Raw genomic sequence first — 24,742 nt, forward strand, 5'->3', positions numbered from 1 at the left:
CCAGGAAAAGTCCTATACCGCCGCCACCGCCGACAACCGGTGTACGTCCCGGGCCGTCCCCGTCACCCCGGACAGGAAGCCCTGGGCCCGTGGCGAGGCGTTCTCCGTCAGCCAGGCCGGGTCGATGTCGCAGACGGCGACGCGGACCTCGGTGCCGGCCAGGGCCAGCGGCAGCGTGTGCACGACCGTGGAGGGGAAGCTGAGGATCGTGCGGCCGATGGGGCCGCGGCGGGCGATCAGCTCCAGGGGGAGGTCGGGGCGGACGATCTCCAGGCCCGTCTCCGCGGCCAGCCGGTGGAGCTTCTCGGCGCTCTCGCGGCGGTGGGCGAAGTAGCGGGTGGCGCCGTGGGCCTTGGCGAGGGTGCGGACCGCCTCTAGGTAGCGGTCCCCGTCGACCACACCCGTCTCGACGAGGGACGTGCCGACCAGGTCCGCGCCCTTGGTGAGGCGGGGCGGCCCGAAGCGGGCCCGGGTCCAGGAGAAGTCGTTGGCGGTGACGCGCACACCGATCGGGGTCTCGTCGATCGGCATCGAGGAGAACACCTCGACCGTACGGTGCTCACCGGGCGTCAGCCGGCGCCGGGCCAAGGAGGACACCGGGGCGAAGACCAGGTCGCGCGGGCCGGGGCGGCCGCCCTTGCGGTGCCAGCGGACCAGGCGTTCGCCACGGGCGAGCTGGGCGACGAACTCCATCGTCGCCGTGCCGTCGTCGACCACGACCAGGTCGGGGGCGCGGGTGATGGTCAGAAGAAGCTGCACATAGCGGGAGAACGGGTCTCCCATGACGATGCGGCGGGCCCTGCGCAGCAGCGGGGCGAGGCCGCCGATGGTGTGGAAGGGCGCCGTGGTGCCACCGCGCGCCTCCTCCCAGCGGACCTGGTGGCCCTCGTCGCGGGCCAGTTCGGCCATGCGGCGCAGTTGGCCACGGGTCATCGGGTCGTTGGGGGACAGGACGACGAGGGTGAGCCCCGCGCCGGGCGCCGTGCCGTGGTGGACAGAGGTGTGTGCCCATTCCAGCACGTTCAGGAGCTGTACCGGACTCTCGACGAAGGCGAGAGTGTGGGGGCCGGTGGATCCGGCGCGGGGGCTCATCGACGTACGACCGTCCTGTCGTAAGGAGTTGTCGTAGAGAGGTGGGAGGTAACGCGTGGGGGGTTCGAGGGGTCAGGACCTCAGACCGCGACCGGCTCGCCCGCGGCCGCGGCGATCTCGGCCTCGGCGACGACGCCCGTGACGCGGCGCAGCTTCTTCATGGGGCCGAGCTCGGACTCGTAGACCTTCTTGACGCCGTCGCCGAGGGAGGCCTCGATGGTGCGGATGTCGCGGACGAGGCGGGTGAGGCCCCCCGGCTCGACGGAGGCGGCCTGGTCGGAGCCCCACATCGCGCGGTCGAGGGTGATGTGACGCTCGACGAAGGTGGCACCGAGGGCGACCGCGGCCAGCGTGGTCTGCAGGCCCGTCTCGTGGCCGGAGTAGCCGATCGGGACGTTCGGGTACTCGGCCTGGAGGGTGTTGATGACGCGGAGGTTGAGCTCCTCGGCCTTCGCCGGGTACGTCGAGGTGGCGTGGCAGAGCAGGATGTTGTCGCTGCCCAGGACCTCGACCGCGTGGCGGATCTGCTTCGGGGTCGACATGCCCGTGGACAGGATGACCGTGCGGCCGGTGGCGCGCAGGGAGCGCAGCAGCTCGTCGTCGGTCAGGGACGCGGAGGCGACCTTGTGGGCGGGGACGTCGAACTTCTCCAGGAAGGCGACGGCCTCGGTGTCCCACGGGGAGGCGAACCAGTCGATGTTCTTGCTCTTGGCGTACTCGTCGATCTGGCGGTACTCGTCCTCGCCGAACTCCACGCGGTGGCGGTAGTCGATGTAGGTCATGCGGCCCCAGGGGGTGTCGCGCTCGATGTCCCACTGGTCGCGCGGGGTGCAGATCTCCGGGGTGCGCTTCTGGAACTTGACGGCGTCGCAGCCGGCCTCGGCGGCGGCGTCGATCAGCTTGAAGGCGTTCTCGAGCTCGCCGTTGTGGTTGATGCCGATCTCGCCGACGACGTAGACGGGGTGGCCGGGGCCGGCGGTCTTCGAACCGAACGTGCGCAGACGGGAGTTGGTGCTCATGGTGGAGAAGTTCCTTACTTGTCGAGGGAGTCGAGAGAAGGGCCGAGGATCCAGCTGGCGATCTCTCGGATCGCGCCGTCGCCGCCGGGGACGGTGGTGACCGCGCGTGCGGCGCCGCGCACGACGTCGTGGGCGCTCGCGACCGCCACGGGCCAGCCCACGAGGGCGAAGCACGGGAGGTCGTTGACGTCGTTGCCGACGTAGAGCACGCGCTCAGGCGCGATGCCCTGCTCCTCGCACCACTGCTTCAGTGCGAGGTCCTTGCGGTCGATGCCGTGCAGGACCGGAATCTTGAGCTTCCGGGCCCGGGCGGCGACCACCGGGTTCTGTTCCGTGGACAGGATCAGCATCGTCAGCCCGCTCTTGCGGAGGGCGGCGATACCGAGCCCGTCTCCGCGGTGCACGGAGACGAACTCCCGTCCGTCGGAGTCGATCAGCACCCTGTCGTCGGTCTGGGTGCCGTCGAAGTCGAGGACGACCGCGTCGATGTCTTCGGCGGTCGGCAGCGAACCGGGGCGGTTCGCGTCGAAGAGGGGGGCCAGCGCGCGGGCGCGGGCGAGGTCGTGCGGGTCGTCGATCTCCAGCACGCGGGCCGGGTCGGTGCGGACCAGCTCCGTGCGGCCGAAGAAGCGGTGCTGGTGCTTGCGCAGGCCCGCGGCGTCCATGGCGTAGGCCGCGCCGGTCTCCAGGAGGTCCTGGGGCCGGTCCTGGCGGCGGGGCCGGAAGGACTTGTCGTGGTTGACGCCGTTGCCGCCCTCGGCGGACTCGTCGGCGGCGTCGCGCCAGATGAAGCCGTGGAAGTTGGCCACCGTCAGCGCGGTGTCGGCACCGTTCTCGGCGACCGCGCCGGCGACCCCGTCGATGTCCTCCCGCGTGATGAACGGGCTGGTGCACTGGACGAGCAGGACCACGTCGACCGCGGATCCGTGCAGCGCCTCGTGGGCGTCCAGGGCGTGCAGGACGGCCGCCTCGGAGGTGGCCGTGTCGCCGGCGATGGCGGCGGGGCGCAGCACGACCTCGGCGCCCGCCTCGCGGGCGGCGGCGGCGATCGCCTGGTCGTCGGTGGAGACCACGACGTCCGTGACGAGCCGCGTCGCCCGGCACTCGCGCACCGCGCGGGCCACCAGCGGCACTCCGCCGACCGGCAGGAGGTTCTTGGCGGGGACGCCCTTGGAGCCGCCGCGCGCGGGGATCACCGCGAGCACCCGGCGCACCGGCGCCGCTTGACCCGCTTCCGAGTTGGTCATGCGCTGTTCTCCTTGACGAGGGACATGGGGAGGGCTTGAGGGATCGGCGGAAGGCTTGAGGGATCCGCGGTGGTCACAGCTCCCCCATCCGCCGGATCACGGGGGCCACGCGCTGCACTCCGTGGCGGTAGGCGCCGCGGGCCGCCCGGCGGACGATCTGCCGTACGGGGCTGGGCTCCTTGTCGGCCGCGGGGGCGCCGGGCAGCGGGCTGCCGTCCGGGGCGAGGTGGTGGCGGGCGAGGATCCCGGGGAGGTAGCCGGGGGCGGTGACGGGCGTGTAGTAGGGGGCGAGGGGCAGCAGTCCGGGGGCCGCCAGCAGGCCGGTGATCCGGGCGCGCGCCTCGTCGAAGGCCGTCTCGTACCGGCCGTCGGCGGCGACGCCCTGCCGGGCCACCCACGCCGGGTCTGGCGCCGGCTCGTACCCGGCGTCGAGCTGGTCCCAGGAGGCGAGGCAGCCGGAGCCCACGAAGTGGTGGTTGCCGAGCGCCTCGCGCACCCCGAGGTCGCTGAGGACGACGGTGGGGATACGGCGGTGCAGGGACTCCAGGGCCGCCGTGGAGCTGATGGTGACCAGCAGGTCGGTGCGGTCGAGCACCTCGCCCATGTGGCCGTACACCAGCCGGAAGTTGGCGGGCAGGTCGGTCTTCTGCGCCAGCTTCTGGTAGGGCAGCTCCTCGATGTGCGTGGTGTGCTCGCCCGGCTTGGAGCGCAGCTTCAGCAGCACCTCGCGGTCCGGGTGGAGGCGGGCGTGCTGGATCAGCCGGTTCAGCAGGTACGTACGGTCCTTGCGGTTCTCCGGGACGGAGGGCTGGGCGGCGAAGACGACCGTGTACGGGTCGTGCTTCTCGTAGCCGGCGCCGCCCAGGAAGGGCAGTGCCACCTCCGTCACCGAGGAGGCGTCGGCGCCCACTCCCTCGTACACGGCCCGGAACCGTTCCGCGTCCTGTCGGGAGTTGGCGAGGACGAGGTCCGCGCCGTGCCGAAGCAGCAGGCCGTCGGCGAGCTTCTCGTAGACGACGCCGACATAGCCGGTGACGACCACGGGCCGCTTGGTCCGCCCCTCCCAGACGTGGGCCAGGCCGTGCAGGATCGCCTGCACACCGCCGCCCACGAGGGCGACGACGAGGACGTCGTACGGCTCCCCTTCCATGGCGCGCAGGAATTCGACGGCGGTGACCTCGCGGAGGGAATCCGCGCGGACGCCGACTTCTTCGAGCTGGCGGGCGGTGGGGGTGGCTCGGCCACGCAGGAGATAACCGTCGAGCAGAATGTCCGATTCAGTCGGTGAAATGCGATTCGCGGTGAGCGAACCCCATTTCCACCGGGTATCGGAATCCGCGAGAACGGCGACCCGCAGGGACTTCCTGGTACTTGCTGGCACGTCCAAGACGCTAGGAAGCCATTCCGAGTTGCGGCCCAACCTGAATGCAACAAACGGTTAACAGCACATCGACGAATGGCGAATCGGGCCGTGATCCAGCCGGAAATCAGCTGGGTTCACGGCTTCGCCACGCGTCGTTCACCTGACATCTCACCAACGGTCAAGACGAATGCCGGGCCGCCGCCTAACGTCACGTGGGTGGTCAAGCTCTCCGTCATCGTGCCGTTCTACAACGTGCAGCAATACGCACCCGACACCTTGAAGAGCCTGCGTGCGAACGCACGTGAGGACTTCGAATTCGTTCTCGTGGACGACTGTTCACGAGACGAGACACCGGACATTCTCGCGCGCGCGGAGCGCGAGCTCCCCGGCGCGGTGTATGTCAGACACGAGAAGAACGGAGGACTGGCGACCGCGCGCAACACGGGCATCGACGCGGCGCACGGCGAATACCTCACGTTCCTCGACGGGGACGACTGGCTCGCCCCCGGCTATTACGAACAACTCGTCGCCTCCATCGAGCAGTTGGGCTGCGACTTCGTCCGTACGGACCATGTCCAGTGCACCGCGCGGGCCCGCACCATCCACAGGGTCCCGCACGGCCGGCGCGGAGTGGTACTGAACCCCCGCGACGCGATACTGCCCGCCGACCGCTCCACCTCCGTCGACTACGCCTACGCCTGGGCGGGCATCTACCACCGCCGGCTGGTCGACCGGGGGCTGCTGCACTTCACCGACGGCCTGCGGACGGCCGAGGACCGGCCCTGGATCTGGAAGCTGCACCGGGAGGCGGAATCCTTCGCCACGGTGGGTCTTCTCGGTGTGTTCTACCGGCGTGGTGTGGCCTCCTCTCTCACTCAGATCGGGGACGTGCGCCAGCTCGACTTCATTCGCGCGTTCGACCAGGTGGTGGCGGAAACCGCCGCGGACCGCGACGCCGAAAAACTCCTGCCCAAGGCCGTGCGCACCTATTGCGCGATTATTTCCCATCATCTGGGATCCATCGAAAGGTTCGAGCCGGCAGTGGCACGGAAACTGAAGTCGATGAGCGCCGTCGCTCTGCGGAACATGCCGCAGGACGTGCTCGACGACGCCCTCGACTCGATGGACGTCCAGCGCGCCACGCGGCTGCGCCGGCTGCGCCGCCGTCCGGCTCCCACCGCGGGGGTGGCCGCGTGACCACCCAGATCTTCATGGCGTCCACGCTGTACGGCACGGCCACGCTGGCCGCGGCCCTGGACACCGACTGTTTCCGCCCCGCCGACCGGCGCATCCTGCTCGTCTCCAACAACGCGGCGACGCCCGAGACGACGCCCGGCGTCGACGAGATGCCCGGGTTCGAGCAGCTGCGCGGCCGCTTCGACGACGTGATCTCGTGGAACGAGGCCATCTCCCCCTTCCACCCGGGCGGCTGGGCCCCGCGGCCCGACGACGTTCCCCTGTGGGAGCGGCATCTGCGGCTCGCCTGGAACCTCGGCGACGACGACATCGAGCTGGCCGTCGAGTCGATCCAGGTCAACCCGGCGCTCGGCATCTCGCAGATCTTCATGGGCGCGCCCGTCACCGTGTACGCGGACGGCCTGATGAGCTACGGCCCCACCCGCAACAAGATCGACCCGCTGGTCGGCACGCGCGTGACCCGCCTGCTCCACCTGGACCTCGTGCCCGGCCTCAAGCCGCTGCTGCTCACCGAGTTCGGCGTCGAACCGGAGATCGTGCCGACGGACGCGTTCTCGAAGGTGCTCGCCGAGCTGGTCGACACCGGCGACGAGCTGCCCTTCATCGACGAACCGGCCCTCCTGCTCGGCCAGTACCTCTCCGCGCTGGACATACTCACCGCCGAGGAGGAGGAGAACCTCCACGTACGAATGCTGAAGGGCGCCCTCGCGCTCGGCCACACGCGGGTGGTGTTCAAGCCGCATCCCTCGGCCCCGGCCCGCTGGTCGCGCCTGCTGGAGAAGGAGGCCGAGAAGCTCGGCGCCGACCTCACCGTGCTCGACACCCCGGTCCTCGCCGAGGTGCTCTACCAGCGGATGCGCCCCGCCCTGGTGGTCGGCTGCTTCTCCACCGCGCTGCTCACCGCGTCGGCGCTGTACGGCCTGCCGGTCGCCCGCGTCGGCACCGGCCCCCTCCTCGACCGTCTCACGCCGTACGAGAACAGCAACCGCGTCCCCGTCACGATCGTGGACGCGCTGCTGCCCGAACTGACGGACGAGTCGGCGGTCAATGAGCAGCGCCGGAGCATGGACGTGGCGGAACTGACGGACCTCGTCCGGGCCGTCGGCTTCGCGATGCAGCCGAAGATCTACCCGGATCTGCGCCCGGCCACAGAGACCTTCCTGACCAGGCATCTGAACCACCACACCCGGCGCTACTTCAAGCGCAAGCGCCTCACCTCGCTGGCGCTGCCCGGCGCGGTCCCGGCGCAGCTGGCGTTCATCCCGCGCAACGCCACCGTGCGCCGGGTGGCACGCCGCGCCCGCTCGCTGAAGCGGGCGGTGGGTCGCTGATCCGGCTCCTGGGCCGGGCCGTCGCGGGCCGGCCCGGGAACCCGAAACGACGTACAGGTGAACGCGCACGGACCGTCGGGCGAATCGTCGGTCGGACGGCCAGGTAAACCCTATTAATCGGATTAGTGTGCTGTGGGTCCCATGAGTCCCGCTGAGGGGAAACCTGTGATCGACTCGCGCGAGGCCGTCCAAGTGGCCTCCACGGGCACCGTGGCCCGCACCGTCCTGCCGCCCACGGACGTACCGCCCCCCGCGAAACCGGCGGGGCCCCGGGAGACGCGGCTGCGCGCACTGGACGGACTGCGGCTGGTCGCCGCGCTGATGGTGGCCGCGTACCACTACGGCGGGCGCGACGGTGAGGTCGCGAAGGCGTGGGGCAGCTCGCCGCGCCACCAGTTCCCCGTGCTGCACGGGTACTTCGCGTACGGCTGCCTGGGCGTCCAGGTGTTCTTCGTGATCAGTGGCTTCGTCATCTGCATGAGCGGCTGGGGCCGCCCGCTGCGCTCGTTCTTCGCCTCCCGCGCCTCCCGGCTGCTGCCCGCGTACTGGGCCGCCATCATCCTGGTGACGGTGGTGTTCGCACTGCCGATGGTCGCGTTCAAGACGGTCTCGCCGAGCGACACCCTGGTCAACATGACGATGCTGCAGTATCCGCTCGGCGTCGACCGGGTACTGGGCGTGTGCTGGACGCTGTGGGCGGAGGTCCGCTTCTACGCCCTCTTCGCGCTGTGCATCGTCCTGCCCGGCGCGAACCGCCGCCGCGTGATCATGTTCTGCGCCGGCTGGACGCTGGCCTACGCCATCGCGCAGGGCGCCAAGATGCCGCTGCTGGACATCGTCCTGATGCCCGAGTACGCGCCGTACTTCATCGGAGGCGTCGGCCTCTACCTGGTGCACCGCGACCGCAAGGACGTGTACGCCTGGGGCATCGTGGCCGTGAGCTGGCTGATCGGCCAGCACTACGCGGTACAGGGACTGTGGCACGCCCCGCAGGCGAACGGCTTCTCCTACCGCACCAGCTACGGCATCGTCCTCGTCGTCACCTTCGGCTACGTCGCCGTCGCCGCGATCGCCCTGGGCTGGCTGCGCTGGGCCAACTGGCGCTGGCTGACGGTCGCGGGCGCGCTGACGTACCCCTTCTACCTCGTCCACGAGCACCTGGGCTGGGTCGTCATCAAGGCACTCCACCAGGGGCTGCACATCCCCTCGTACGCCACGTTCCTGCTGACGGCGGCGAGCATGCTGCTGCTGGCCTGGCTGCTGAACCGGTACGTCGAGAACTGGCTGACGCCGAGACTGCGCACGGCGCTGTCGAAGCCCCGACCTCAGCCGATCCCGTAACGCGTCCCGATCCCAGCGATCACCAGGGCCAGCCCTTCTTCGAAGTGCCGGTCGTAGTCCTCGAAGATCTCCGCGCCCGCCGCGGCCGACAGAGGGAAGTCGGCCATCCGGCGGGCGCGGTCGTCCCCGTCATATCCCTCGCGGCGCTCCCCGGCGAGCGGCTGGACGCCCTGCTCCTCGGTGACGAACCCGAGGGTGTAGAGGTAGGCCGTCGTGGCCGCCCGGACCGCCTGGGCGAGGGTGAAGCCCGCGTGAACAACCCTGCGGGTCAATACACCTAGGCGCTGGCCAGGGTGAGCTTCACGGCGAAGCCCAGGAACAGGGCGCCCGCCGCGGTCGTGGCCCCCGCCGACAGCCGCTTGCGCCGCCGGAAGGCCGCCGCCAGCTTCGTCCCGCTGAAGATCAGCGCGGTGAGGTACAGGAAGCTGGCCAGCTGGGCGAAGGCGCCGAGGACGACGAAGGAGAGGGCCGGGTAGGCGTAGCCCGGATCCACGAACTGCACGAAGAAGGCGACGAAGAACAGGATCGCCTTCGGGTTGAACAGGCTGATCACCAGCGCCCGCCGGAAGGGCCGCTCCTCGGCCGCCGGCGCCGCGGCCGCCTCGCTCTCCTCGGCCCGCTCGTGCCGGGTCCGCCACATGCTCCACGCGGCGCGCAGCATCCCGAACGCCAGCCACGTCAGATATCCGGCCCCGGCGTACTTCACGATCCCGAACAGCACGGCGTTGGCCTGCAGCAGCGAGGCGACTCCGGCCGCGGACAGGGTCATCAGCACGGTGTCCCCGCACCAGACACCCGCGGCGGCCGTGTACCCCGTGCGTACGCCCTTGCGGGCGGCGACGGACAGCACGTACAGCGAGTTCGGACCGGGAAGCAGAACGATCAGCACGAGTCCCGCGAGATAGGTCGGGAGGTCGATAACACCAAGCATGAGGTGGAGTGTCGCACGAGAGTACGACAACGGACCCAGCGGGTGCCGAGGGTCGATCCCCGTCCAGGAGGGTGTCGACGGAGAGGTCGAGCGTGACACCGACGAACTCGGGCACGGGGACAGTCTGCCCGCGCCTGAAGCGCTGGGGCGCGGGGTATCTCCCGTCGACCGGGTTCTGGTGGAGCAGCACCTCGTCGTGTCGGCGGTCGACCACGACGTAGACGGGAATTCCCGCCTCGGCGTAGCAGGCGACCTTGAGGCCGAGGTCGTCGGACCAGTTGCAGGCGGTCACCTCCAAGACCATCCGGAAGGCGCGGGGCGCATAACAGTTGATCTGGACGTGCGTGCTCAGGAAGTCCGCCTCGACGATCGAGAGGTCGGGAACGGCGAAGTCCTCCGGCCCTGTGGGCAGCCACAACCCGATCCCCAGCAGACACGTAAGCCCTGCGTGCTCCAGTCCGGCGTCGAAGAACGTCGTGATGAGACGCGTCAGTGTCCCCTGATGCGGACCGTCGGCCCACGGCGTGGCGGTGAGCCTCCCATAGAGGATCTCCCCCCGGTACCCCTCCAGCTCACGGGTGAGCCAGGCCTCGGCCTCGATGACAGTCGTCCGCCGCCGTGATGGCACCGCCACGCCAACTCCTCTCCGGATACACCCTGTTCACAGAGCGAATCCGGAACGGCACCCTCAGAACACATCGCTCGGCACATACGTCCCCCAAACCCCCCGCAACGCGTTGCACACCTCGCCCACCGTCGCGCGGGCGCGCAGGGCGTCCTTCATGGGGTAGAGGACGTTGTCCGTGCCCTCGGCCGCCTTCCTGAGGTCGGCGAGGGCCGCGTCCACCGCCGACTGGTCGCGCTCGGCGCGGAGTTTGGTGAGGCGTTCGGCCTGCTGCGCCTCGATGGCCGGGTCGACGCGGAGAGGCTCGTACGGCTCCTCCTCGTCGAGCTGGAAGCGGTTGACGCCGACCACGACCCGCTCACCGGAGTCGGTCTCCTGCGCGATCCGGTAGGCGCTGCGCTCGATCTCGCCCTTCTGGAAACCGTGCTCGATCGCGGACACCGCGCCGCCCAGCTCCTCGACCCTCGCCATCAGTTCGACCGTGGCCGCCTCGACGTCGTCGGTCATCTTCTCGATGACGTAACTGCCGGCGAAGGGGTCGACCGTCGCCGTCACGTCCGTCTCGTACGCCAGGACCTGCTGCGTCCGCAGCGCCAGGCGCGCGCTCTTGTCCGTCGGGAGCGCGATCGCCTCGTCGAAGGAGTTGGTGTGGAGCGACTGTGTGCCGCCGAGGACCGCGCCCAGGCCCTGGACCGCGACGCGCACCAGGTTCACCTCCGGCTGCTGGGCGGTCAGCTGGACCCCGGCGGTCTGGGTGTGGAAGCGGAGCATCAGCGACTTCGGGTTCTTCGCGCCGAACTCCTCGCGCATCACCCGTGCCCAGATGCGCCTGGCCGCGCGGAACTTCGCGACCTCCTCCAGGATCGTCGTACGGGCGACGAAGAAGAAGGACAGGCGGGGGGCGAAGTCGTCGACGTCCATGCCGGCGGCCACGGCCGTGCGGACGTACTCGATGCCGTCGGCGAGGGTGAACGCGATCTCCTGCGCGGGCGAGGCACCGGCCTCGGCCATGTGGTAGCCGGAGATCGAGATCGTGTTCCACTTCGGGATCTCGGCCTTGCAGTACTTGAAGATGTCCGCGATCAGCCGCAGGGAGGGCTTGGGCGGGAAGATGTACGTGCCGCGCGCGATGTACTCCTTGAGCACGTCGTTCTGAATCGTGCCCGTCAGCTGATCGGCCGGGACGCCCTGCTCCTCCCCCACCAGCTGGTACATGAGCAGGAGCAGCGCCGCGGGGGCGTTGATCGTCATCGACGTGGACACCTTGTCCAGCGGGATGCCGCCGAACAGGATCCGCATGTCCTCCACCGAGTCGATGGCCACGCCGACCTTGCCGACCTCGCCGTGCGCGATCGGCGCGTCCGAGTCGTGGCCCATCTGGGTGGGCAGGTCGAAGGCGACCGACAGGCCCATCGTGCCGTTCGCGATCAGCTGCTTGTAGCGCGCGTTCGACTCCACGGCCGTGCCGAAGCCCGCGTACTGGCGCATCGTCCACGGGCGGCCCGTGTACATCGACGGGTAGACACCGCGGGTGAAGGGGTACGCGCCCGGCTCGCCCAGCTTCTCGGCCGGATCCCAGCCGTCCAGAACCTCGGGTCCGTAGAGCGGTTCGATGGGCAGTCCGGACTCCGACTCGCGCGCCATTGCTGTGCCTCCCACTGAAGTTACTTACTGGTAGGTCCGACCCTCGCCACGGACTGTAGCGGCGGCCGTGCGCGGGATGGAGAGGACCGCGCTGGGACCTTCCTCACAGGCTTCATTGCTCACAGGCTTCATTCCCCAGGATCGCGCGTCGTTCGCAACCGGGCGCGCCTGGGGAGCATCTCAGGGGACACGACGACGTACCGGGGGTTGGAATGCGTACGACTGGTATGAGCAGATCGCTGGCCGCCCTCGTGGCACTCGTCGCGGTGAGCGGCTGTACGGCCCAGGCCGTGGACGCGCACGGGAACGCGCGGGGGAAGACGCCGGGGAGCACGCAGGGCAAGACGCCGCCGTCCGCCTCGAAGACGGACCGTTCGGCCGCGCCCGGGGACGACAAGCCGGGCGGCACGACGCCGTCCGCCGCCCCCAAGGTCCTCTGGTCCCGCGGCGACAAGGGGAACGACGTCCGTGAGGTCCAGGCCCGGCTGCACCAGGTCGCCTGGCTCATCCCGGCGCCGACGGGGACGTACGACACCCCGACGGTCACCGCGGTGAAGGGGTTCCAGGGCAAGCGCGGGCTGCCGCGGACCGGCGAGCTGGACGCCGTCACCTGGGAGCGGCTGCGGGGGATGACGCACAAGCCGGCCGCGTGGGAGCTGTACCCGTACGGCGGGCAGCCCGCCGCGCGGCCCGACCCGCGCTGTATGACGGGCCGGGTGCTGTGCGTCAGCAAGACGAGCCGCACCCTGCGTTGGATGATCGACGGGAAGACGGTCTCGGAGATGGACGTGCGGTTCGGCTCGCAGTACACGCCGACCCGCGAAGGGGTCTTCAGCGTCTACTTCAAATCGCGCTACCACGTGTCGACGATCTACCACACGTCCATGCCGTACGCGATGTTCTTCAGCGGCGGCCAGGCGGTCCACTACTCCCCCGACTTCGCGGCCCGCGGCTACTACGGCGCCTCGCACGGCTGCGTCAACGTACGGGACGAGGGGAAGATCGCGGCGCTGTTCGCACAGGTCCGGGACGGGGACAAGGTCGTCGTCTACTGGTGACGGCCGGCCCGGAGGGCGGAAGGAGTGATGGGGCGCGGGCGGGACCGGGGGAACGTGTCCCGCCCGCGCCGATGTGCACCAGGCCTGGGTACGGGGGGAACCCCGGCTCAGTGCGACGGCCGATGACCAGTCGGCTCACCCAGTACTGCGTCGGCGCGGCCGAAAACGTCACACCCGGGCGGAAGAAAATTCCGAAGGAATGCGAAACCGCAGGTCAGAGGGCAGATAGCAGGGTTCTCGGAGTCCGGGTGGCTGAGAACACGCCCGGTCCGGATGGCCGAAAGTCTGCCCAGGAGGTGGGCAGCAGCGGCTGCTCAGGAGGTCGGCAGCAGCGGCGCGACGACCGAGCGCGGCGACGGGGCGAGGATCCCGTTGCGGCCGTGGTGGCCTCCCTCGCCGCCCGAACCTGTGTGGCCTTCGCCGTCACCGCCGTTGTCCCCGCCACCGGCGCCGCCGCCCGAGCCGTCGCCGGAACCGCCCCCGGCCCCCTGGTCGGAGCCGGAGTCCGAGCCCGTGGCGCCCTGCTGGTCCTGGTCGCCCCGGCCCTCACCCGCTGCGGCGCCCGTCTGGCCCAGGACGCCCGTGCAGTACTTCTTCACGCGCCGGCCGCCGCCCGCGGCGTCCACCAGAACACGTCTGCGGCCGGACTCCAGGCTCTTGCCGTCCAGCACGTCGCGGCAGTACGAGCGTGTCTTGGCCCACCACTCGCGGGCGCGGGCCGACCGCCCGGCGTCGGAGGAGTCGGGCTGTCCGCTCGGCGCGCCGGGCCCCTGGGCCTCGTCGTCGCCTGAGCCGGCACCGGTCGGCGCGCTCGTGGTGGCTCCCGGGACCGGCACCTCGGAACCATCGGTCTTCGACGCTCCGGGCGACGGCGACAGGGACGGCTGCCGCGGCGTCTGCGCCGCGGAAATCGTCGCGGCCGGGTTCGGTGAGTCGTCACGGAACGGAGTCGGCAGCACTCCGGTTCCGGCCGCGACGGCGACTCCGCCGATCATCCCCGCGGCCAGCGCGGCGACGATCCCGAGGCGCACCGGACGGCCCCAACGGGGGCCCCGCAGGGCCGGAGCCGGACGGCCCAGCCGGACGAGACCCGCGTCGGCGGAGTGGGCCGCGGCCCTCGGGCGCCCCCGGCGGCCGAGCTGGACCAACTCGCCGTTCCGGCCCGCGCGCACCCGTTGGAACGCGGCCAACGCGGCAGCCTCGCCGGGGAGTTCGGCGCTGGTCGGCGCGGGTTCGGGAGCCAGCGCACCGAGCACGTCGGCAAGCTGCTTGGCCCGGCCCTGGGTGTCGGCGTCGACGGCTTCCAGCGGCTCACCACGCAGCAGACGCTCCGCGGCGTCACGGTCCAGCCACTTGTCCTGCTCGTCGGCCATCACATGTCCTTCTGCGTCCGCGAACGCGTATGCGTCACACCCGCGGACGTCACCGCGCGTGTGCGCGACTCTCGTTGTGGGGGGACGACACCGAGGCCGCCGGCGGATTCCGGATCTGCGCCGAGCAGTTCCGCGAGCCGCTTGAGACCGCGGTGCGCCGCGGTGCGGACGGCTCCGGGCCGCTTGCCGAGGGTCTCGGCCGCGGTCTTGGCGTCGAGGCCGACGACCACGCGCAGTACGACGGCCTCCGCCTGGTCCTGCGGGAGTTGGGCTATCAGCGAGAGGGTGCTGTCGGTGGCCAGCGCCTCGATCGCCTCGCCCGCGGTGTCGGAATCGCCGGCCTTCGCGGTCAGTTCCGTCTCGTCACCGCCGATCGCGGGGCGGCGCCCGCGCATCCGTATGTGGTCGAGGGCGCGGTTGCGGGCGATCCGGGCGGCCCAGCCTCGGAAGCGGTCCGCGTCGCCGCTGAACCTCTCCAGGTCACGGGCGATCTGCAGCCAGGCCTCGGACGTGACGTCCTCCGCGTCCGGGTCGCCGACCAGCGTCCGTACGTATCCGAGCAGCCGTGGGTGCACCGAGCGGTACACAGTCCGGAACGCGGTCTCGTCCCCGTCCTGCGCCGCAAGCACCGCGGCGGTCAGCTCCGCGTCGTCCCCCAGCACCGCGCGCCCTTCTGCGCCTAAGCCGGCGCCGCTTTCGCGGACCGGGTTGCTCGCCGTTGTGGTTCCTCAATTGGTAGCGGTCCTAGGCCCCTCACGGGTGCGGTTGTCCGTCCTCCGCACCCCGGCGCGAATGGCACGTTACGGCCTGAAACCGCTCCCCGTCCATGTTCGTACAGCATGCAACTAACTGGTGACACAGCGAGGTGTGACAGAAAACGCAGCCGTGGCGCTGTAGAGAGTACGGGCCGCCGCGCGGCCCGTGCCGCGCGACGGTCGGGGCCTCTCCTGTGGGGGGTGGCGGCCCCGGCCGTTGCCATCGGCGAGGACGGAAGCGCGTGCGTCGGGCACACCGGCCGACACTCGGGCCCACCGCCTCCCGGCTTCCCGGCTGTGTTTACCGCTTGCCCTTGGACTTCGTCGGCTTCGGCGTCGCCGCGGCTGTCGCGGCCGGGCTCGACATGCTGTCCGGCTTCTTCGTGTTCGTGTTCGCGGACCTGGTGTCGTCGCTCAACTGCTCCGCGCAGTACGCCGCGACCTTGTCCGCGCCGCCCGCGGCCTCGACGAGCCGCTGCCAGGCCGTCGAGTGCAGGGCGCTGCCCCGACCCTTGACCGATTCGTACGCACGGCAGTGGGCCTGCGTGTCCTGAGCCTGCGTCGGGTGGCCGGAGGGGTCGGCCTGGCCGGAGGTGCCGGGGGCGGACGGATCGGGAGCCTCGGGCGCACCCGGCTGCGCGGCCTCGGAGGCGGACCGGCCCGGGGCGCTGCTCGACGGCCGGATCCCGGCCCTGCCGTGATCCTCGCTGTCGTCGTCCGACGACGAACCGATGGCCGCGACGGCGACACCGCCCAGCGTCACGCTCGCCAGCAACACGGCCAACGTGGCCTTCAACGAACGGCCCACCCGCCGCTGCTCACGCGGTCGCCAGTCGTCCCGCCTCCGGGTACGCGCGGCGTGCGCGCCGCCGTCCCGCGCGGCACGGAATGCGGCGACGGCCTGCGCCTCCGCCTCGGCGTCGTCCGCACGGCCGCGCACGGCGGCGGCGAGCAGCACTTCCAGGGCATGTCCTTCCGAAGCGGGCGCCTGGGGAGTCGGAGTCCGCGGAACCTTCACGGCGGGCTCTTCGCTCGGGGAACTCGCCTGGTGCGCGACCCGACGGTCGGGGGTTCCGCCGTCGCTCTGCCGCTCACCCACGTCCGGTCCCCTTTCCATCCCTGCCCGACGGCGTCCTGCCGTTCGGCGAATTCTTGCCGTTCACCCCGGCTCCCCCAGCGTCCGGGGTCGCTCATCCGCCACGCTCTTGGCACCGAGCTGCCGAGCGAGCCTCTTCAGTCCACGGTGGGCGGCGGCGCGCACCGCTCCAGGGCGCTTGCCCAGCACCCGCGCCGCCGCAGGCCCGTCGAGGCCGACCACGACCCGCAGCAGCACGGCCTCGGCCTGGTCTCGTGGCAGCCGCGAGACCAGCTCCAGGGCGTACTCCGTGGAGAGGGTCTCCAGCGCCTCGTCGTGTGTGCTGCGCGTGCCGGGCAGCTCCAGTACGTCCTGTTCAAGGGTCGTCCCCCGGGGCCGCACCTTGAGCCGCCGCAGATGGTCCAGTGCCCGGTGCCGGGCGATGGTCGCGGTCCAGCCGCGGAACCCGGCGCCGTCTCCGCGAAACCGCCCCAGGTCCCGTGCGATCTCCAGCCACGCGTCGGACGCCACGTCCTCCGCGTCGTCACCGACGATCCCACGCAGGTACCCGAGCAGTCCGGGCTGCACAATCCGGTACGCGACCGCGAAGGCCGCCTCGTCCCCCTCCTGCGCCCGCACGACGGCCTCGCCCAGTTCCCCGTCGTACGCCTGCACGCGGCGGGATTCCCCTCCCTGGCCCAACACTGTCCTCGTTCGCACCGAGTTCGCCGAATCAGCTCTGCCCGACACGGACGGCCGCGTCGACATCTCCATGCTCATCAGCGTCGGCCTCCACAGAAATGTCACAGCGTGTCAGGCGCCCTGCCGTCTCGGACACTTCTGCCCACTCAGGCGGACCACGGCTCGCAGGCGAGGGGCCTGGGGGCCCGCCCGTGCAGTTGCAGGTACAGCATCCGTACGGACTCCCGCTCGCCTGCCTCGAAACGTTTCACGACCTTGCCGAGCGGGTTCCACACGCGCCCGTCCGGCATCCGTACGCCGACGGGCTGACCGAACAACTCCCGCTGGTCGGCATCGAATTCGACCCACTGTGCCCCGGCGCGCCGCACGAGCACCTCACCGGTGTAGGCGCCGAGCCCGAACAGCACGTGCTGTACGTCGGCGCGCTCGGACTTCCCCTTCCGCACCCCGTCGACGATGAAGTCGACGACCCGCAGACTGTTCACGGAGTAGTCCATCGGCAGCCGGTTCCGCGCCGTTATCTGCCGCACGAACTGTGCCGCGTGCCGCCGCATCCACACCTCGGCCGGCGTCCGCTCCTCCACGACTCCCCGCACCTCGCCCCCATGTCCACATGACCCCGTACCTCCGGGGCACACATCCGGGGCGCGGTCACGTCCCGGTCCACCAGACCCAGCGGGACGAGGGCGCCGAACATCACGTGTGACGCGCGTGACGAACTTCATGGGGTGAGGTTCTCGGTTTCGTACAACCATTCGCGTCATTCGAGCGTCTCAACGCGCTTCACGCCTCGCGAGAGCGCTCAGGAACCGTCTCGGCCGGGCCGGCCGGACTGTGACGCGGCCATCCGTCGATCAGCCGATGGCGATGCGCGGATGCGCGCCCGGCTCGATCCAGGCCATGATCCGGTCCATCGTCGCGCGTGACACGGAGACACAACGCGCCGAGTCGGCGTCGATCAACCGCGGCATCTTCGTCCACCAACTTCCTGGTCGACAAGTGCGGCACGGTCTTCGAAGGCCGCGCGGGCGGCGTCGACAAGCCGGTCTACGGCGCGCACACCTTCGGCTTCAACACCGACACCAGCGGGGTCGCGGTCCTCGGCGACTACAACACCGCGATCGCGCCGCAGGCCGTGCGCAACTCCGTCGCGAAGCTCGCCGCGTGGAAGCTCGGGCTGTACGGGATCAACCCGTCCGGCACCGTGGTGATGGCGGCGGGCGCGGACAACGGCAAGTACACACAGGGCCAGTTGGTGACCCTGAACCGGATCTCCGGTCACCGTGACGGCTATCCGACCGAGCACCTCCGAGTCCGGCGCGGTCTCCGGCGGCCAGGTCACCTTGGTCCCCGGCACCGCCACCGGCTTCACCACGACCGGCATGACGACGATCCAGCAGGACACCACGGGCGTTCCGGGCGCCAACGAGTCCGGCGACGCGCTCGGTGCCTCGGCGTCGGTCGGCGACCACAACCTCGACGGTTACGCGGACGTCCTCGCGGGCGCGCCGAACGAGGCCATCACACGGGACGGCGTCAACCGCTCCAACGCGGGTACGGCGATCCTCCTCAAGGGCGCCTCGACGGGCCTCACCGGCTCGGGCGCGGTGGCCGTCTCGCAAGACTCCTCCGGCGTCCCCGGCTCCACCGAGACCGGCGACCAGCTGGGCTCGGCCGTATCGCTCACCGACCTCACCGGATACGGACGCACCGACCTGACGGTCGGCACGGAGGGCGAGGACGCGGGCGACGGCGTCCTGCTCCACGTCCCCAGCGGCAGCACAGGGCTCGGCCTGAGCCAGGCCAAGGTCTACGGCAGGACACAGCTCGGTACACCGACGGGGGCGCACCTGGGCCAGACGCTGACGCCGTAGTCCCGTACGGCACCCCTCCGCGGAGCCGGTGGTCAGCCCTTGCTGTCCACCGGCTCCGGCACGGGTGCCGGTCGCCCCTCTGGGGCCGGCATCCGGTCCGCGTCCACCACGATCCCGGCGATCAGGGCGGCCAGCAACAGCGCTCCCATCGCCCACCAGGTGGCCACGTTGAAGCCGTGCACGGCGGCCCGGGAGGCGAGGGCGCGACGGTCGACACCGGGGGTCGCGTGCGCGGTCGCGTACCGGGTCGTCACGCTCGCGGCGATCGTGTTGAGCAGCGCCGTACCGATCGAACCGCCGACCTGCTGGGCGGTGTTGAAGGTGGCGGAGGCCGCGCCCGCGTCCCGGGGCGCGACGCTGACCGTGGCCAGCGAGATGGAGGTCATCATCGCCGTGCCCATGCCGAGGCCGAGCATCAGCATGCCGGGCAGGATGTGCGAGGCGTACGCGGGTGCCACCCCGACCTGCGCGATGATCGCCAGCGCGCCCGCGGCCAGCAGCAGCCCGGGGACGATGAGGGCACGCGGCGGGACCCGGTTCAGGAGGCGGGCCGCGACCTGCGTGGAGCCGGTGATCATGCCGACGGTGATGGGGAGATAGGCGAGTCCGGTCTTCATCGGCGAGTACCCGAGCACGCGCTGCATGTAGTAGGTGAGGAAGAGGAAGACCCCGAACATCCCGATGGTGACGAAGAGGATGGTGAGGAATGCCCCGACCCGCTGCCGGTCCCTGACCACCGACATCGGCAGCAGCGGCACCCGGGCGCGGGTCTGCCAGAGCCCGAACACGGCGAGCAGCACGACCCCGGCGGCCAGCAGTCCGAGGACCAGTCCGTCGCCCCAGCTCCTCGACTCCGCCTCCGAGAAGCCGTAGACCAGCGAGAGCATTCCGGCGGAGCCGAGCACCGCACCCGGCACGTCGAGGCGGGCGTCCTCGTAGCGGCCGCCGCTACTGAGCACCGCCAGGGCACCGGCGAACGCGACCAGGGCGATGGGGACGTTGACGTACAGGCACCAGCGCCAGTCCAGGTACTGGGTGAGGAAGCCGCCCGCGAGCAGCCCGAACGCCGCGCCCGCGCCGACGATCGCGCCGAACACGCCGAAGGCCTTGCCGCGTTCCCCGGGGTCGGTGAACGTCGTCGTGAGCAGCGACAGGGCGGCGGGGGCGAGCAGCGCCGCGAACACGCCCTGGAGGGCGCGCGCCCCGAACAGCATCCCGGAGTTCGCGGCCGCGCCGCCCAGCGCGGACGCCGCGGCGAAGCCCAACAGACCGATCATGAAGGTGAGCCGGCGACCGGCGAGGTCGGCGATCCGGCCGCCGAGCAGCAGCAGTCCGCCGAAGGCGAGGGTGTACGCGGTGATGACCCACTGCCGGTTGCCGTCCGACATGTGGAGGTCGGTCTGGGCGGAGGGCAGGGCGATGTTCACGATGGTCATGTCGAGGACGACCATCAACTGGGCGAGCGCGATGACGACGAGCGCCCACCAACGGCGGTTGTCGGCCACGAGGCCTCCCGGGTCCGGCGGTTGCCCTCATGTTCACTCCGGAGACCGCCGTTTGGGAACGGTCGCGTACCTTAAGAACCGGAAATCTCGCCGCCGTTCGGCACGCTCCCCCCTATCCCCCGGCCTCGCGGCACAGCAGCCGCAGCGAGCCGTCGCCCGCGTAGCAGCGGCGGGCCTCGTCGACGGGGTCCCACAGGCGCCCGTCGGGGGTGCGCAGCCAGTGCTCGCCGCCCGTCTCCCACCACTCGGCACCGGTGCACCGGACGACGACCTCACCGGCGTACGCGCCGAAACCGCGCAGCACGGTGTGGACGGCGGCGTACGGCGCCCCCTCCCGGCGTATCTCCTCGATCAGCCGGTCGACGCGCCACAGACTCTGCGCCGAGTAGTCGAGGCGCAGCCGGGCGCCCTCGCGCATCGTCGCGACGGTGTCCGCGGCCCAGCGCACGGGCTTGGTCGCGGCGGTGGGCCTGGTCACCCGGATCGGGTTCGCACTCGTTGCGTTCACACTCGGAAGAGCGCCTTCCGGGCGGGATTCGTCACGTGTTCCTGGCGCCTTCGCGACACCGGCCCAGGACCCCCATCTCCGGCCCCAGGACGGTCACAGGAACCCCTCAGGTAAACAGGTTTACGACCGTCCGCGCGCCCGGCGTGACACCACCGCGCGCAGGACGCGCCGTCCCTCCGTCGACACCGCCAGGGCGGGGCGCAGTCCGCCCGCGCCGCGGCCCGCGAGCAGTTCCAGGACGGCCACCTGGCGGCGCAGTTCGGCCGCTACGAGGGGGCCGTCGCCGTCGGCGGCGACATCGAGGAGCCGGTGGATCTGCAGGGCCGCCGCCGAACAGGCGTCGGCCCAGGCGCGCAGGGCGGACGCGCAGGGGTCGTCGGGGGCGGCGGCGAGCATACGGCGGGCGAGTGCGGCGGCGCGGTCCTCGTCACTCACGGCGGCCTCGGCCCCGGGGGCGGGGGCGGACTCGGCGTCGGCGTCGGCGGAGTCCAGTTCCGCCCGTGCCTTGGCGAGCCGTTCGCCCCAGGCGTCGCCGTCCGCGAGACTCGTCCAGAGCGGCCGCAGGACCTCGTCATCGTCGCCCAGCAGGGGCACGCACCGATCCAAACAAGCCAGCCCGCTCGCTGCCAGACCACGCTCGTCGGCCTGAGCGATCAGGTCCACCAGGCTCATCACGCCTCCCTCGACAGGGCGCTCCCGCTTACGGAGCCCGCACTTTCCCTTACTGCGTGCTCCGGAGCGGGAGTGTCACAGGGGCACCACTCCGAGCCGGTCGAGGAACCGGAAGAGCAGGTTTTCGGCCAAGGGGTCGGCGTCCGCGGTCAGCACGGCGAGCAGGGGTTCGGCGACCACCGTGTGCCCGGCCTCCGCGGCCCAGGCGACGGCCCGTGCGGCGGCGTCGGGAGGCTCCAGGAAGTAGTCGTCGACGGTGAGCCCCTCCTCGCTCTGCCCGAGACGCGCGGCCATCGCCGTGCGCGCCAGACAGGTCGTCCACGCGCCGCTCCCGGGACCGGCCGCCTCGACGACCACGCAGTCGCTGTTCATGACGTACCCGAAGAGCGCGGGCGCGCCGGTCTCCCGGGCGAGCGTGTTCATGCTCCCGACGTCGCCGTCACCGCTCGGGTACTCCCAGACCTGCCAGCCGTCGGGCGCCGTGGTCCGCAGCACCATCCCGTGCGCCGCGCCCAGCGCGTCCAGCTCCGCGAGCGGCCTCTCGCTTCTGCCCACGACGTAGTAGCCCCAGTAGCCCATGCCGGTTTCCCCCCCGGTGGTGTTTCGGTTCGGCCGCGCCGAATACACCACAGAGGTCAGGGAGTTGGCCAGGGAATCAGCCGAACCGGCGCGCCGCCCGCCCCCAACGGCCCAACGCCGCCCGTCAGCGGTGGTCCCTGACGGGCGCCGGGACCGGCTCTCCGGACGGGACCGGGCCACGCAGGGCCTTCTCGTTCTGCATCCGGGTCAGCCGCAGGACGACGAGGATGGCGAGTACGGCGGCCACGACGCCGGTGACGTCCGCGAACAACACGTCGCCCGCGGCGACGTAGAGCTCCACGGCGGTCTCGGCCTTGCGGTAACTCTCGAACCCGCTCCGGCCGACGAACAGCGTGATGGTCCACATCACCCACCAGGCGTTGACGAGCCCGTGCGAGGTGCGGGAGCCGGCGGGACGGCTCGCGTCCCAGGTGTTCAGCATGATCCGGCGCGGGAACCAGAAGTTCACCACTGGCACGAACCAGCCCCAGCCCACCCAGACCCGCCCCATTTCGTGCCCGAACGGGTCGAACACCTCGGCGTTGATCCGCACCCGGTAGAACCAGACGAGGTAGAAGACGACCGTGGCGGCCAGGGAGACCAGCTGCACGACCCCGGCCGCGGCCATGACCGAGTCCGCGTGGTCCACGTCCCGCTGGACGGCTTCGCCGACCCCGCCGTCCAGGACGGTGCCCGTGACGTCGTACACCTTGACGCCCGCCCAGATCGCGAAGAGATCCACGGCGACGACCACGCCGAGCAGCACCGCGACCGCTCGCCCGAGGCCCACCGGCGAGCGCAGCCGGGCAACCCCGTGCGGGGGCACCATGGTGCCCCCGGGCACGGGCATGGGCATGGGCGTACTGGACATGAAAACCCCCCGAATCACCGGCATGTGAGACCACGTCGGCACAAGAAGCCGGGCGCGCCCCTCCCCAAGGCACGCCCGGCACACGAATCAAAGGGAAGATACGCCTCAGCCCAGCCGGTTCGCCAGGCTCTTGAAATCCGTCCAGGACAGCGCGGGCCGACCGGGATCCCACAGCTTCTGGATCGTGGCGCGCAGCGGCATCCTGATCCCCGCCGCCACCTGGTCCTGGGTCTGCGAGTTCGCGCGGTCCGACCAGACGGCGAAGCTCCCGCCGAGGATCTGGCCGTCGTACTTCGCGGGGACCGGCGTGGTGCCGCGGACGACGAGCGGGGTCCACTGCTCGTAGATGCGCTGCCCGGTCGGGTAGACGAAGGTCTGCGGCTCACCGAGGACGTAGTAGAGGTACTCGTCGTTGTAGTTGATGAGCTTGCGGCCCGCGCTCAGGTACTCGACGGGCGGGCGCGCGCCGAGCTCCTTGCCGGTCCAGTACGCGACCTCCAGGTTCTTGTCCGCCTGGACCGTACCGCCGCTGAAGAACCCGTCGTTCCAGGCCCGCAGGGTCCGGCCGTGTCCGCGCATCACCTGGGCGCGGTCGTTGAGCCAGCCGGTGGTGAGGTCCGCGACGGTGGCGCCGGGGCCGTAGGCCTGCTTGGCGGCGGCGGCCAGCTGCGGGAAGGAGGTCGACGGGCTGGCCACGGTCAGTGCCTGGTACTCGTCGCCGCCGAGGTGCCAGTACGGGCCGGGGAAGAGATCGGCGTACTCGTTCAGCAGGTCGTCGACGATGCTCGCCGCGGCGGGCTTGGAGATGTCGACGGTGCCACGCGGGGTGGCTCCCGAGACGCTGCGCAGCTGGAGGTCGGGGTGTGCGGCGATCACGGCGCCGAGGTGGCCCGGCGAGTCGATCTCGGGGACGACATGGATGTGGCGGCTCTCCGCGAGGGCGACGATGTTGCGGACGTCCGTCTTGCTGAGGTGGTCCTTCGACACGATCTCCGGGTGGGTGTCCGACTGGATGCGGAAGCCCTGGTCGTCGGAGAAGTGCAGCCCCAGCTCGTTGTACTTCAGATCGCCCAGTTCCCGGATCCGGTCCTCTATCCAGGCCGCGGAGTAGGGCTTGCGCGCGATGTCGAGCATGAACCCGCGGCGCGGCTTGGCGGGCTGGTCGCGCACGACGCCCTCGGACGCCGTACCGCCGCCGTGCACCTCCTGCTTGAGGGTGCGGGTGCCGTAGAAGACGCCCGCCTCGCCGGGCGCGGAGATGGTGACGCGGCGGTTCTTGACGGTCAGGGTGTACGACTCCGGGTCGGCGCCGCTGGTGTTCAGGCCGAGCTCGACGTCTCCGTCCTTGGCCGCCGTCTGTCCGGCGTACGACAGTTTCAGCTCGCCCGCGAGCAGCTTCCCCTCGTCGGCGAGGCCGGCGTCGTCGACGACCACACGGGCGCCCGAGGCGGGACGCCAGCCGGGGCCGCGCGCCGGGGTGTGCTCGCGTACGGCGGGGATGGTGCGCGGGGTCTGAGAGAAGGGGTAGGTCCGGGTCGGCGTGGGAGACGGCGCGGCCCCGGTCCGGTTGGCTGACCCGGCCGCCGTCCGGTCCGGAGCGACGCTCGCCCCGGTCGGCGCGCCGGCGTCGCCGGACGGCCACAGCGAGACGGTCGCCACCACGGCACCGGTCACCGCCGCCACGCCGACCGCTATGAGTACCGGCCGCTTCCCGTCCTGCACCGGCGCCCGTCGTCGCCTGCCCGTGCTCACCGCACCACGCCCTTCGCTTCGGTAACCGAGGCCCACACCCTGTCGTACGCATCGAGCGCCTCGTACACCTCACGTCGTACACCCCCGGATCTTCCACGGTCCCCCTCTCCACGGCACCCGTCCACCGCAGGTTCCGAAACTCTCCCGTCCGGGTGAAATTCGGGCATCCGTCGGGCACCTCACGTCAATCGTCGATACCGTGGTGGCACAACTCTCACTTCTTCCCCT

General features: G+C 71.0%; 23 protein-coding genes and 3 pseudogenes. 6 read left to right on the plus strand and 20 right to left on the minus strand.

Annotation, left to right across the window (positions count from 1 at the left end; translation table 11 throughout):
- Positions 1–12 precede the first annotated feature (12 nt).
- The 4 genes from SMIR_RS13485 to SMIR_RS13500 form a co-directional block, all read right to left on the minus strand.
- On the minus strand, positions 13–1,092 hold the full coding sequence (locus SMIR_RS13485) for a hypothetical protein (protein WP_168494890.1): 1,080 nt from the start codon (positions 1,090–1,092) through the stop codon (positions 13–15).
- An 80-nt stretch (positions 1,093–1,172) separates the two neighbouring features.
- A complete protein-coding gene (locus SMIR_RS13490) occupies positions 1,173–2,111 on the minus strand; it encodes an N-acetylneuraminate synthase family protein (protein ID WP_101400269.1) in 939 nt (312 codons plus the stop codon).
- 14 nt (positions 2,112–2,125) lie between these two features.
- Positions 2,126–3,358 carry an N-acylneuraminate cytidylyltransferase gene (locus SMIR_RS13495; protein ID WP_101400268.1) on the minus strand — a complete coding sequence of 411 codons (1,233 nt, stop codon included), beginning with the start codon at positions 3,356–3,358 and terminating at the stop codon, positions 2,126–2,128.
- A 73-nt stretch (positions 3,359–3,431) separates the two neighbouring features.
- Positions 3,432–4,739 carry a DUF6716 putative glycosyltransferase gene (locus tag SMIR_RS13500; RefSeq protein ID WP_168494888.1) on the minus strand — a complete coding sequence of 436 codons (1,308 nt, stop codon included), beginning with the start codon at positions 4,737–4,739 and terminating at the stop codon, positions 3,432–3,434.
- Between the two features lie 198 nt (positions 4,740–4,937).
- On the opposite strand from SMIR_RS13500, the gene SMIR_RS13505 reads away from it, so the two are divergent.
- From SMIR_RS13505 to SMIR_RS13515, 3 genes are all read left to right on the plus strand, one after another.
- Positions 4,938–5,918, plus strand: coding sequence for a glycosyltransferase family 2 protein (locus SMIR_RS13505; protein WP_168494886.1), 981 nt, complete (start codon positions 4,938–4,940; stop codon positions 5,916–5,918).
- On the plus strand, positions 5,915–7,249 hold the full coding sequence (locus SMIR_RS13510) for an alpha-2,8-polysialyltransferase family protein (RefSeq protein WP_168494884.1): 1,335 nt from the start codon (positions 5,915–5,917) through the stop codon (positions 7,247–7,249). Before SMIR_RS13505 ends, SMIR_RS13510 begins: the two co-directional genes overlap by 4 nt.
- 141 nt (positions 7,250–7,390) lie before the next feature.
- Positions 7,391–8,590, plus strand: coding sequence for an acyltransferase family protein (locus tag SMIR_RS13515; protein WP_168494882.1), 1,200 nt, complete (start codon positions 7,391–7,393; stop codon positions 8,588–8,590).
- Here SMIR_RS13515 and SMIR_RS13520 read toward each other — a convergent pair.
- The 4 genes and pseudogenes from SMIR_RS13520 to SMIR_RS13535 form a co-directional block, all read right to left on the minus strand.
- Positions 8,575–8,847 (minus strand): annotated as a pseudogene (locus SMIR_RS13520) (TetR/AcrR family transcriptional regulator C-terminal domain-containing protein); the annotation flags it as partial. The gene SMIR_RS13515 and the pseudogene SMIR_RS13520 overlap by 16 nt on opposite strands.
- 20 nt (positions 8,848–8,867) lie before the next feature.
- The gene (gene leuE / locus SMIR_RS13525) at positions 8,868–9,521 is read right to left on the minus strand and encodes a leucine efflux protein LeuE (RefSeq protein WP_168494880.1); all 654 of its coding nucleotides are present in this window, start codon (positions 9,519–9,521) and stop codon (positions 8,868–8,870) included.
- Positions 9,522–9,663: 142 nt separating this feature from the next.
- Positions 9,664–10,155 (minus strand): annotated as a pseudogene (locus SMIR_RS13530) (Uma2 family endonuclease); the annotation flags it as partial.
- 54 nt (positions 10,156–10,209) lie between these two features.
- Positions 10,210–11,790, minus strand: coding sequence for an acyl-CoA mutase large subunit family protein (locus tag SMIR_RS13535; RefSeq protein WP_168494878.1), 1,581 nt, complete (start codon positions 11,788–11,790; stop codon positions 10,210–10,212).
- A 227-nt stretch (positions 11,791–12,017) separates the two neighbouring features.
- Here SMIR_RS13535 and SMIR_RS13540 point away from each other — a divergent pair, with 227 nt between their 5' ends.
- The gene (locus tag SMIR_RS13540; RefSeq protein WP_422664428.1) at positions 12,018–12,848 is read left to right on the plus strand and encodes a L,D-transpeptidase family protein; all 831 of its coding nucleotides are present in this window, start codon (positions 12,018–12,020) and stop codon (positions 12,846–12,848) included.
- A gap of 314 nt (positions 12,849–13,162) precedes the next feature.
- Here the strand turns inward: SMIR_RS13540 and SMIR_RS13545 are convergent, their stop codons facing one another.
- From SMIR_RS13545 to SMIR_RS13565, 5 genes are all read right to left on the minus strand, one after another.
- A complete protein-coding gene (locus SMIR_RS13545; RefSeq protein ID WP_168494876.1) occupies positions 13,163–14,221 on the minus strand; it encodes a hypothetical protein in 1,059 nt (352 codons plus the stop codon).
- Positions 14,221–14,883 carry an RNA polymerase sigma factor gene (locus SMIR_RS13550; RefSeq protein ID WP_168494874.1) on the minus strand — a complete coding sequence of 221 codons (663 nt, stop codon included), beginning with the start codon at positions 14,881–14,883 and terminating at the stop codon, positions 14,221–14,223. Before SMIR_RS13550 ends, SMIR_RS13545 begins: the two co-directional genes overlap by 1 nt.
- Before the next feature lie 394 nt (positions 14,884–15,277).
- The gene (locus SMIR_RS13555) at positions 15,278–16,075 is read right to left on the minus strand and encodes a hypothetical protein (protein WP_168494872.1); all 798 of its coding nucleotides are present in this window, start codon (positions 16,073–16,075) and stop codon (positions 15,278–15,280) included.
- A 60-nt stretch (positions 16,076–16,135) separates the two neighbouring features.
- A complete protein-coding gene (locus tag SMIR_RS13560; RefSeq protein ID WP_168494870.1) occupies positions 16,136–16,753 on the minus strand; it encodes an RNA polymerase sigma factor in 618 nt (205 codons plus the stop codon).
- Between the two features lie 146 nt (positions 16,754–16,899).
- Positions 16,900–17,307, minus strand: a complete 408-nt coding sequence (locus tag SMIR_RS13565; protein WP_168501253.1) for a hypothetical protein — start codon at positions 17,305–17,307, stop codon at positions 16,900–16,902.
- A gap of 368 nt (positions 17,308–17,675) precedes the next feature.
- On the opposite strand from SMIR_RS13565, the pseudogene SMIR_RS44585 reads away from it, so the two are divergent.
- Positions 17,676–17,906 (plus strand): annotated as a pseudogene (locus tag SMIR_RS44585) (N-acetylmuramoyl-L-alanine amidase); the annotation flags it as partial.
- On the opposite strand, the gene SMIR_RS44590 reads toward SMIR_RS44585, so the two are convergent.
- Complete coding sequence (locus SMIR_RS44590) at positions 17,861–17,995, minus strand: hypothetical protein (protein WP_349636902.1); 135 nt, start codon at positions 17,993–17,995, stop codon at positions 17,861–17,863. The pseudogene SMIR_RS44585 and the gene SMIR_RS44590 overlap by 46 nt on opposite strands.
- A 41-nt stretch (positions 17,996–18,036) precedes the next feature.
- Here SMIR_RS44590 and SMIR_RS13570 point away from each other — a divergent pair, with 41 nt between their 5' ends.
- Positions 18,037–18,627 carry a hypothetical protein gene (locus SMIR_RS13570; protein ID WP_349636903.1) on the plus strand — a complete coding sequence of 197 codons (591 nt, stop codon included), beginning with the start codon at positions 18,037–18,039 and terminating at the stop codon, positions 18,625–18,627.
- Positions 18,628–18,659: 32 nt separating this feature from the next.
- Here SMIR_RS13570 and SMIR_RS13575 read toward each other — a convergent pair whose 3' ends face one another.
- The 6 genes from SMIR_RS13575 to SMIR_RS13600 all read right to left on the minus strand — a co-directional run bounded on the left by SMIR_RS13575 (position 18,660) and on the right by SMIR_RS13600 (position 24,514).
- Positions 18,660–20,132 carry a DHA2 family efflux MFS transporter permease subunit gene (locus tag SMIR_RS13575; protein ID WP_168494868.1) on the minus strand — a complete coding sequence of 491 codons (1,473 nt, stop codon included), beginning with the start codon at positions 20,130–20,132 and terminating at the stop codon, positions 18,660–18,662.
- Positions 20,133–20,244: 112 nt separating this feature from the next.
- Complete coding sequence (locus SMIR_RS13580; protein ID WP_168494866.1) at positions 20,245–20,640, minus strand: hypothetical protein; 396 nt, start codon at positions 20,638–20,640, stop codon at positions 20,245–20,247.
- A 120-nt stretch (positions 20,641–20,760) separates the two neighbouring features.
- Positions 20,761–21,312 carry a hypothetical protein gene (locus SMIR_RS13585; protein ID WP_212727045.1) on the minus strand — a complete coding sequence of 184 codons (552 nt, stop codon included), beginning with the start codon at positions 21,310–21,312 and terminating at the stop codon, positions 20,761–20,763.
- A gap of 75 nt (positions 21,313–21,387) precedes the next feature.
- Positions 21,388–21,891: a hypothetical protein gene (locus tag SMIR_RS13590; RefSeq protein ID WP_168494863.1), complete on the minus strand. Its 504-nt coding sequence runs from the start codon at positions 21,889–21,891 to the stop codon at positions 21,388–21,390.
- Positions 21,892–22,015: 124 nt separating this feature from the next.
- The gene (locus SMIR_RS13595) at positions 22,016–22,741 is read right to left on the minus strand and encodes a DUF4328 domain-containing protein (protein ID WP_168494862.1); all 726 of its coding nucleotides are present in this window, start codon (positions 22,739–22,741) and stop codon (positions 22,016–22,018) included.
- 126 nt (positions 22,742–22,867) lie between these two features.
- Positions 22,868–24,514, minus strand: coding sequence for a beta-N-acetylhexosaminidase (locus SMIR_RS13600; protein ID WP_422664429.1), 1,647 nt, complete (start codon positions 24,512–24,514; stop codon positions 22,868–22,870).
- Between the last annotated feature and the right edge of the window lie 228 nt (positions 24,515–24,742).

Source organism: Streptomyces mirabilis (genome assembly GCF_018310535.1).
GTDB lineage: Bacteria > Actinomycetota > Actinomycetes > Streptomycetales > Streptomycetaceae > Streptomyces.

What these genes read in the sequence shown, in the direction of transcription:
- SMIR_RS13485 (WP_168494890.1), bottom strand. Translation starts at nt 1,092, where the DNA reads ATGAGCCCCCGCGCCGGATCCACCGGCCCCCACACTCTCGCCTTCGTC.
- SMIR_RS13490 (WP_101400269.1), bottom strand. Translation starts at nt 2,111, where the DNA reads ATGAGCACCAACTCCCGTCTGCGCACGTTCGGTTCGAAGACCGCCGGC.
- SMIR_RS13495 (WP_101400268.1), bottom strand. Translation starts at nt 3,358, where the DNA reads ATGACCAACTCGGAAGCGGGTCAAGCGGCGCCGGTGCGCCGGGTGCTC.
- SMIR_RS13515 (WP_168494882.1), top strand. Translation starts at nt 7,391, where the DNA reads ATGAGTCCCGCTGAGGGGAAACCTGTGATCGACTCGCGCGAGGCCGTC.
- leuE (WP_168494880.1), bottom strand. Translation starts at nt 9,521, where the DNA reads ATGCTTGGTGTTATCGACCTCCCGACCTATCTCGCGGGACTCGTGCTG.
- SMIR_RS13535 (WP_168494878.1), bottom strand. Translation starts at nt 11,790, where the DNA reads ATGGCGCGCGAGTCGGAGTCCGGACTGCCCATCGAACCGCTCTACGGA.
- SMIR_RS13540 (WP_422664428.1), top strand. Translation starts at nt 12,018, where the DNA reads ATGAGCAGATCGCTGGCCGCCCTCGTGGCACTCGTCGCGGTGAGCGGC.
- SMIR_RS13545 (WP_168494876.1), bottom strand. Translation starts at nt 14,221, where the DNA reads ATGGCCGACGAGCAGGACAAGTGGCTGGACCGTGACGCCGCGGAGCGT.
- SMIR_RS13565 (WP_168501253.1), bottom strand. Translation starts at nt 17,307, where the DNA reads ATGCGGCGGCACGCGGCACAGTTCGTGCGGCAGATAACGGCGCGGAAC.
- SMIR_RS13585 (WP_212727045.1), bottom strand. Translation starts at nt 21,312, where the DNA reads ATGAGCCTGGTGGACCTGATCGCTCAGGCCGACGAGCGTGGTCTGGCA.
- SMIR_RS13590 (WP_168494863.1), bottom strand. Translation starts at nt 21,891, where the DNA reads ATGGGCTACTGGGGCTACTACGTCGTGGGCAGAAGCGAGAGGCCGCTC.
- SMIR_RS13595 (WP_168494862.1), bottom strand. Translation starts at nt 22,741, where the DNA reads ATGCCCGTGCCCGGGGGCACCATGGTGCCCCCGCACGGGGTTGCCCGG.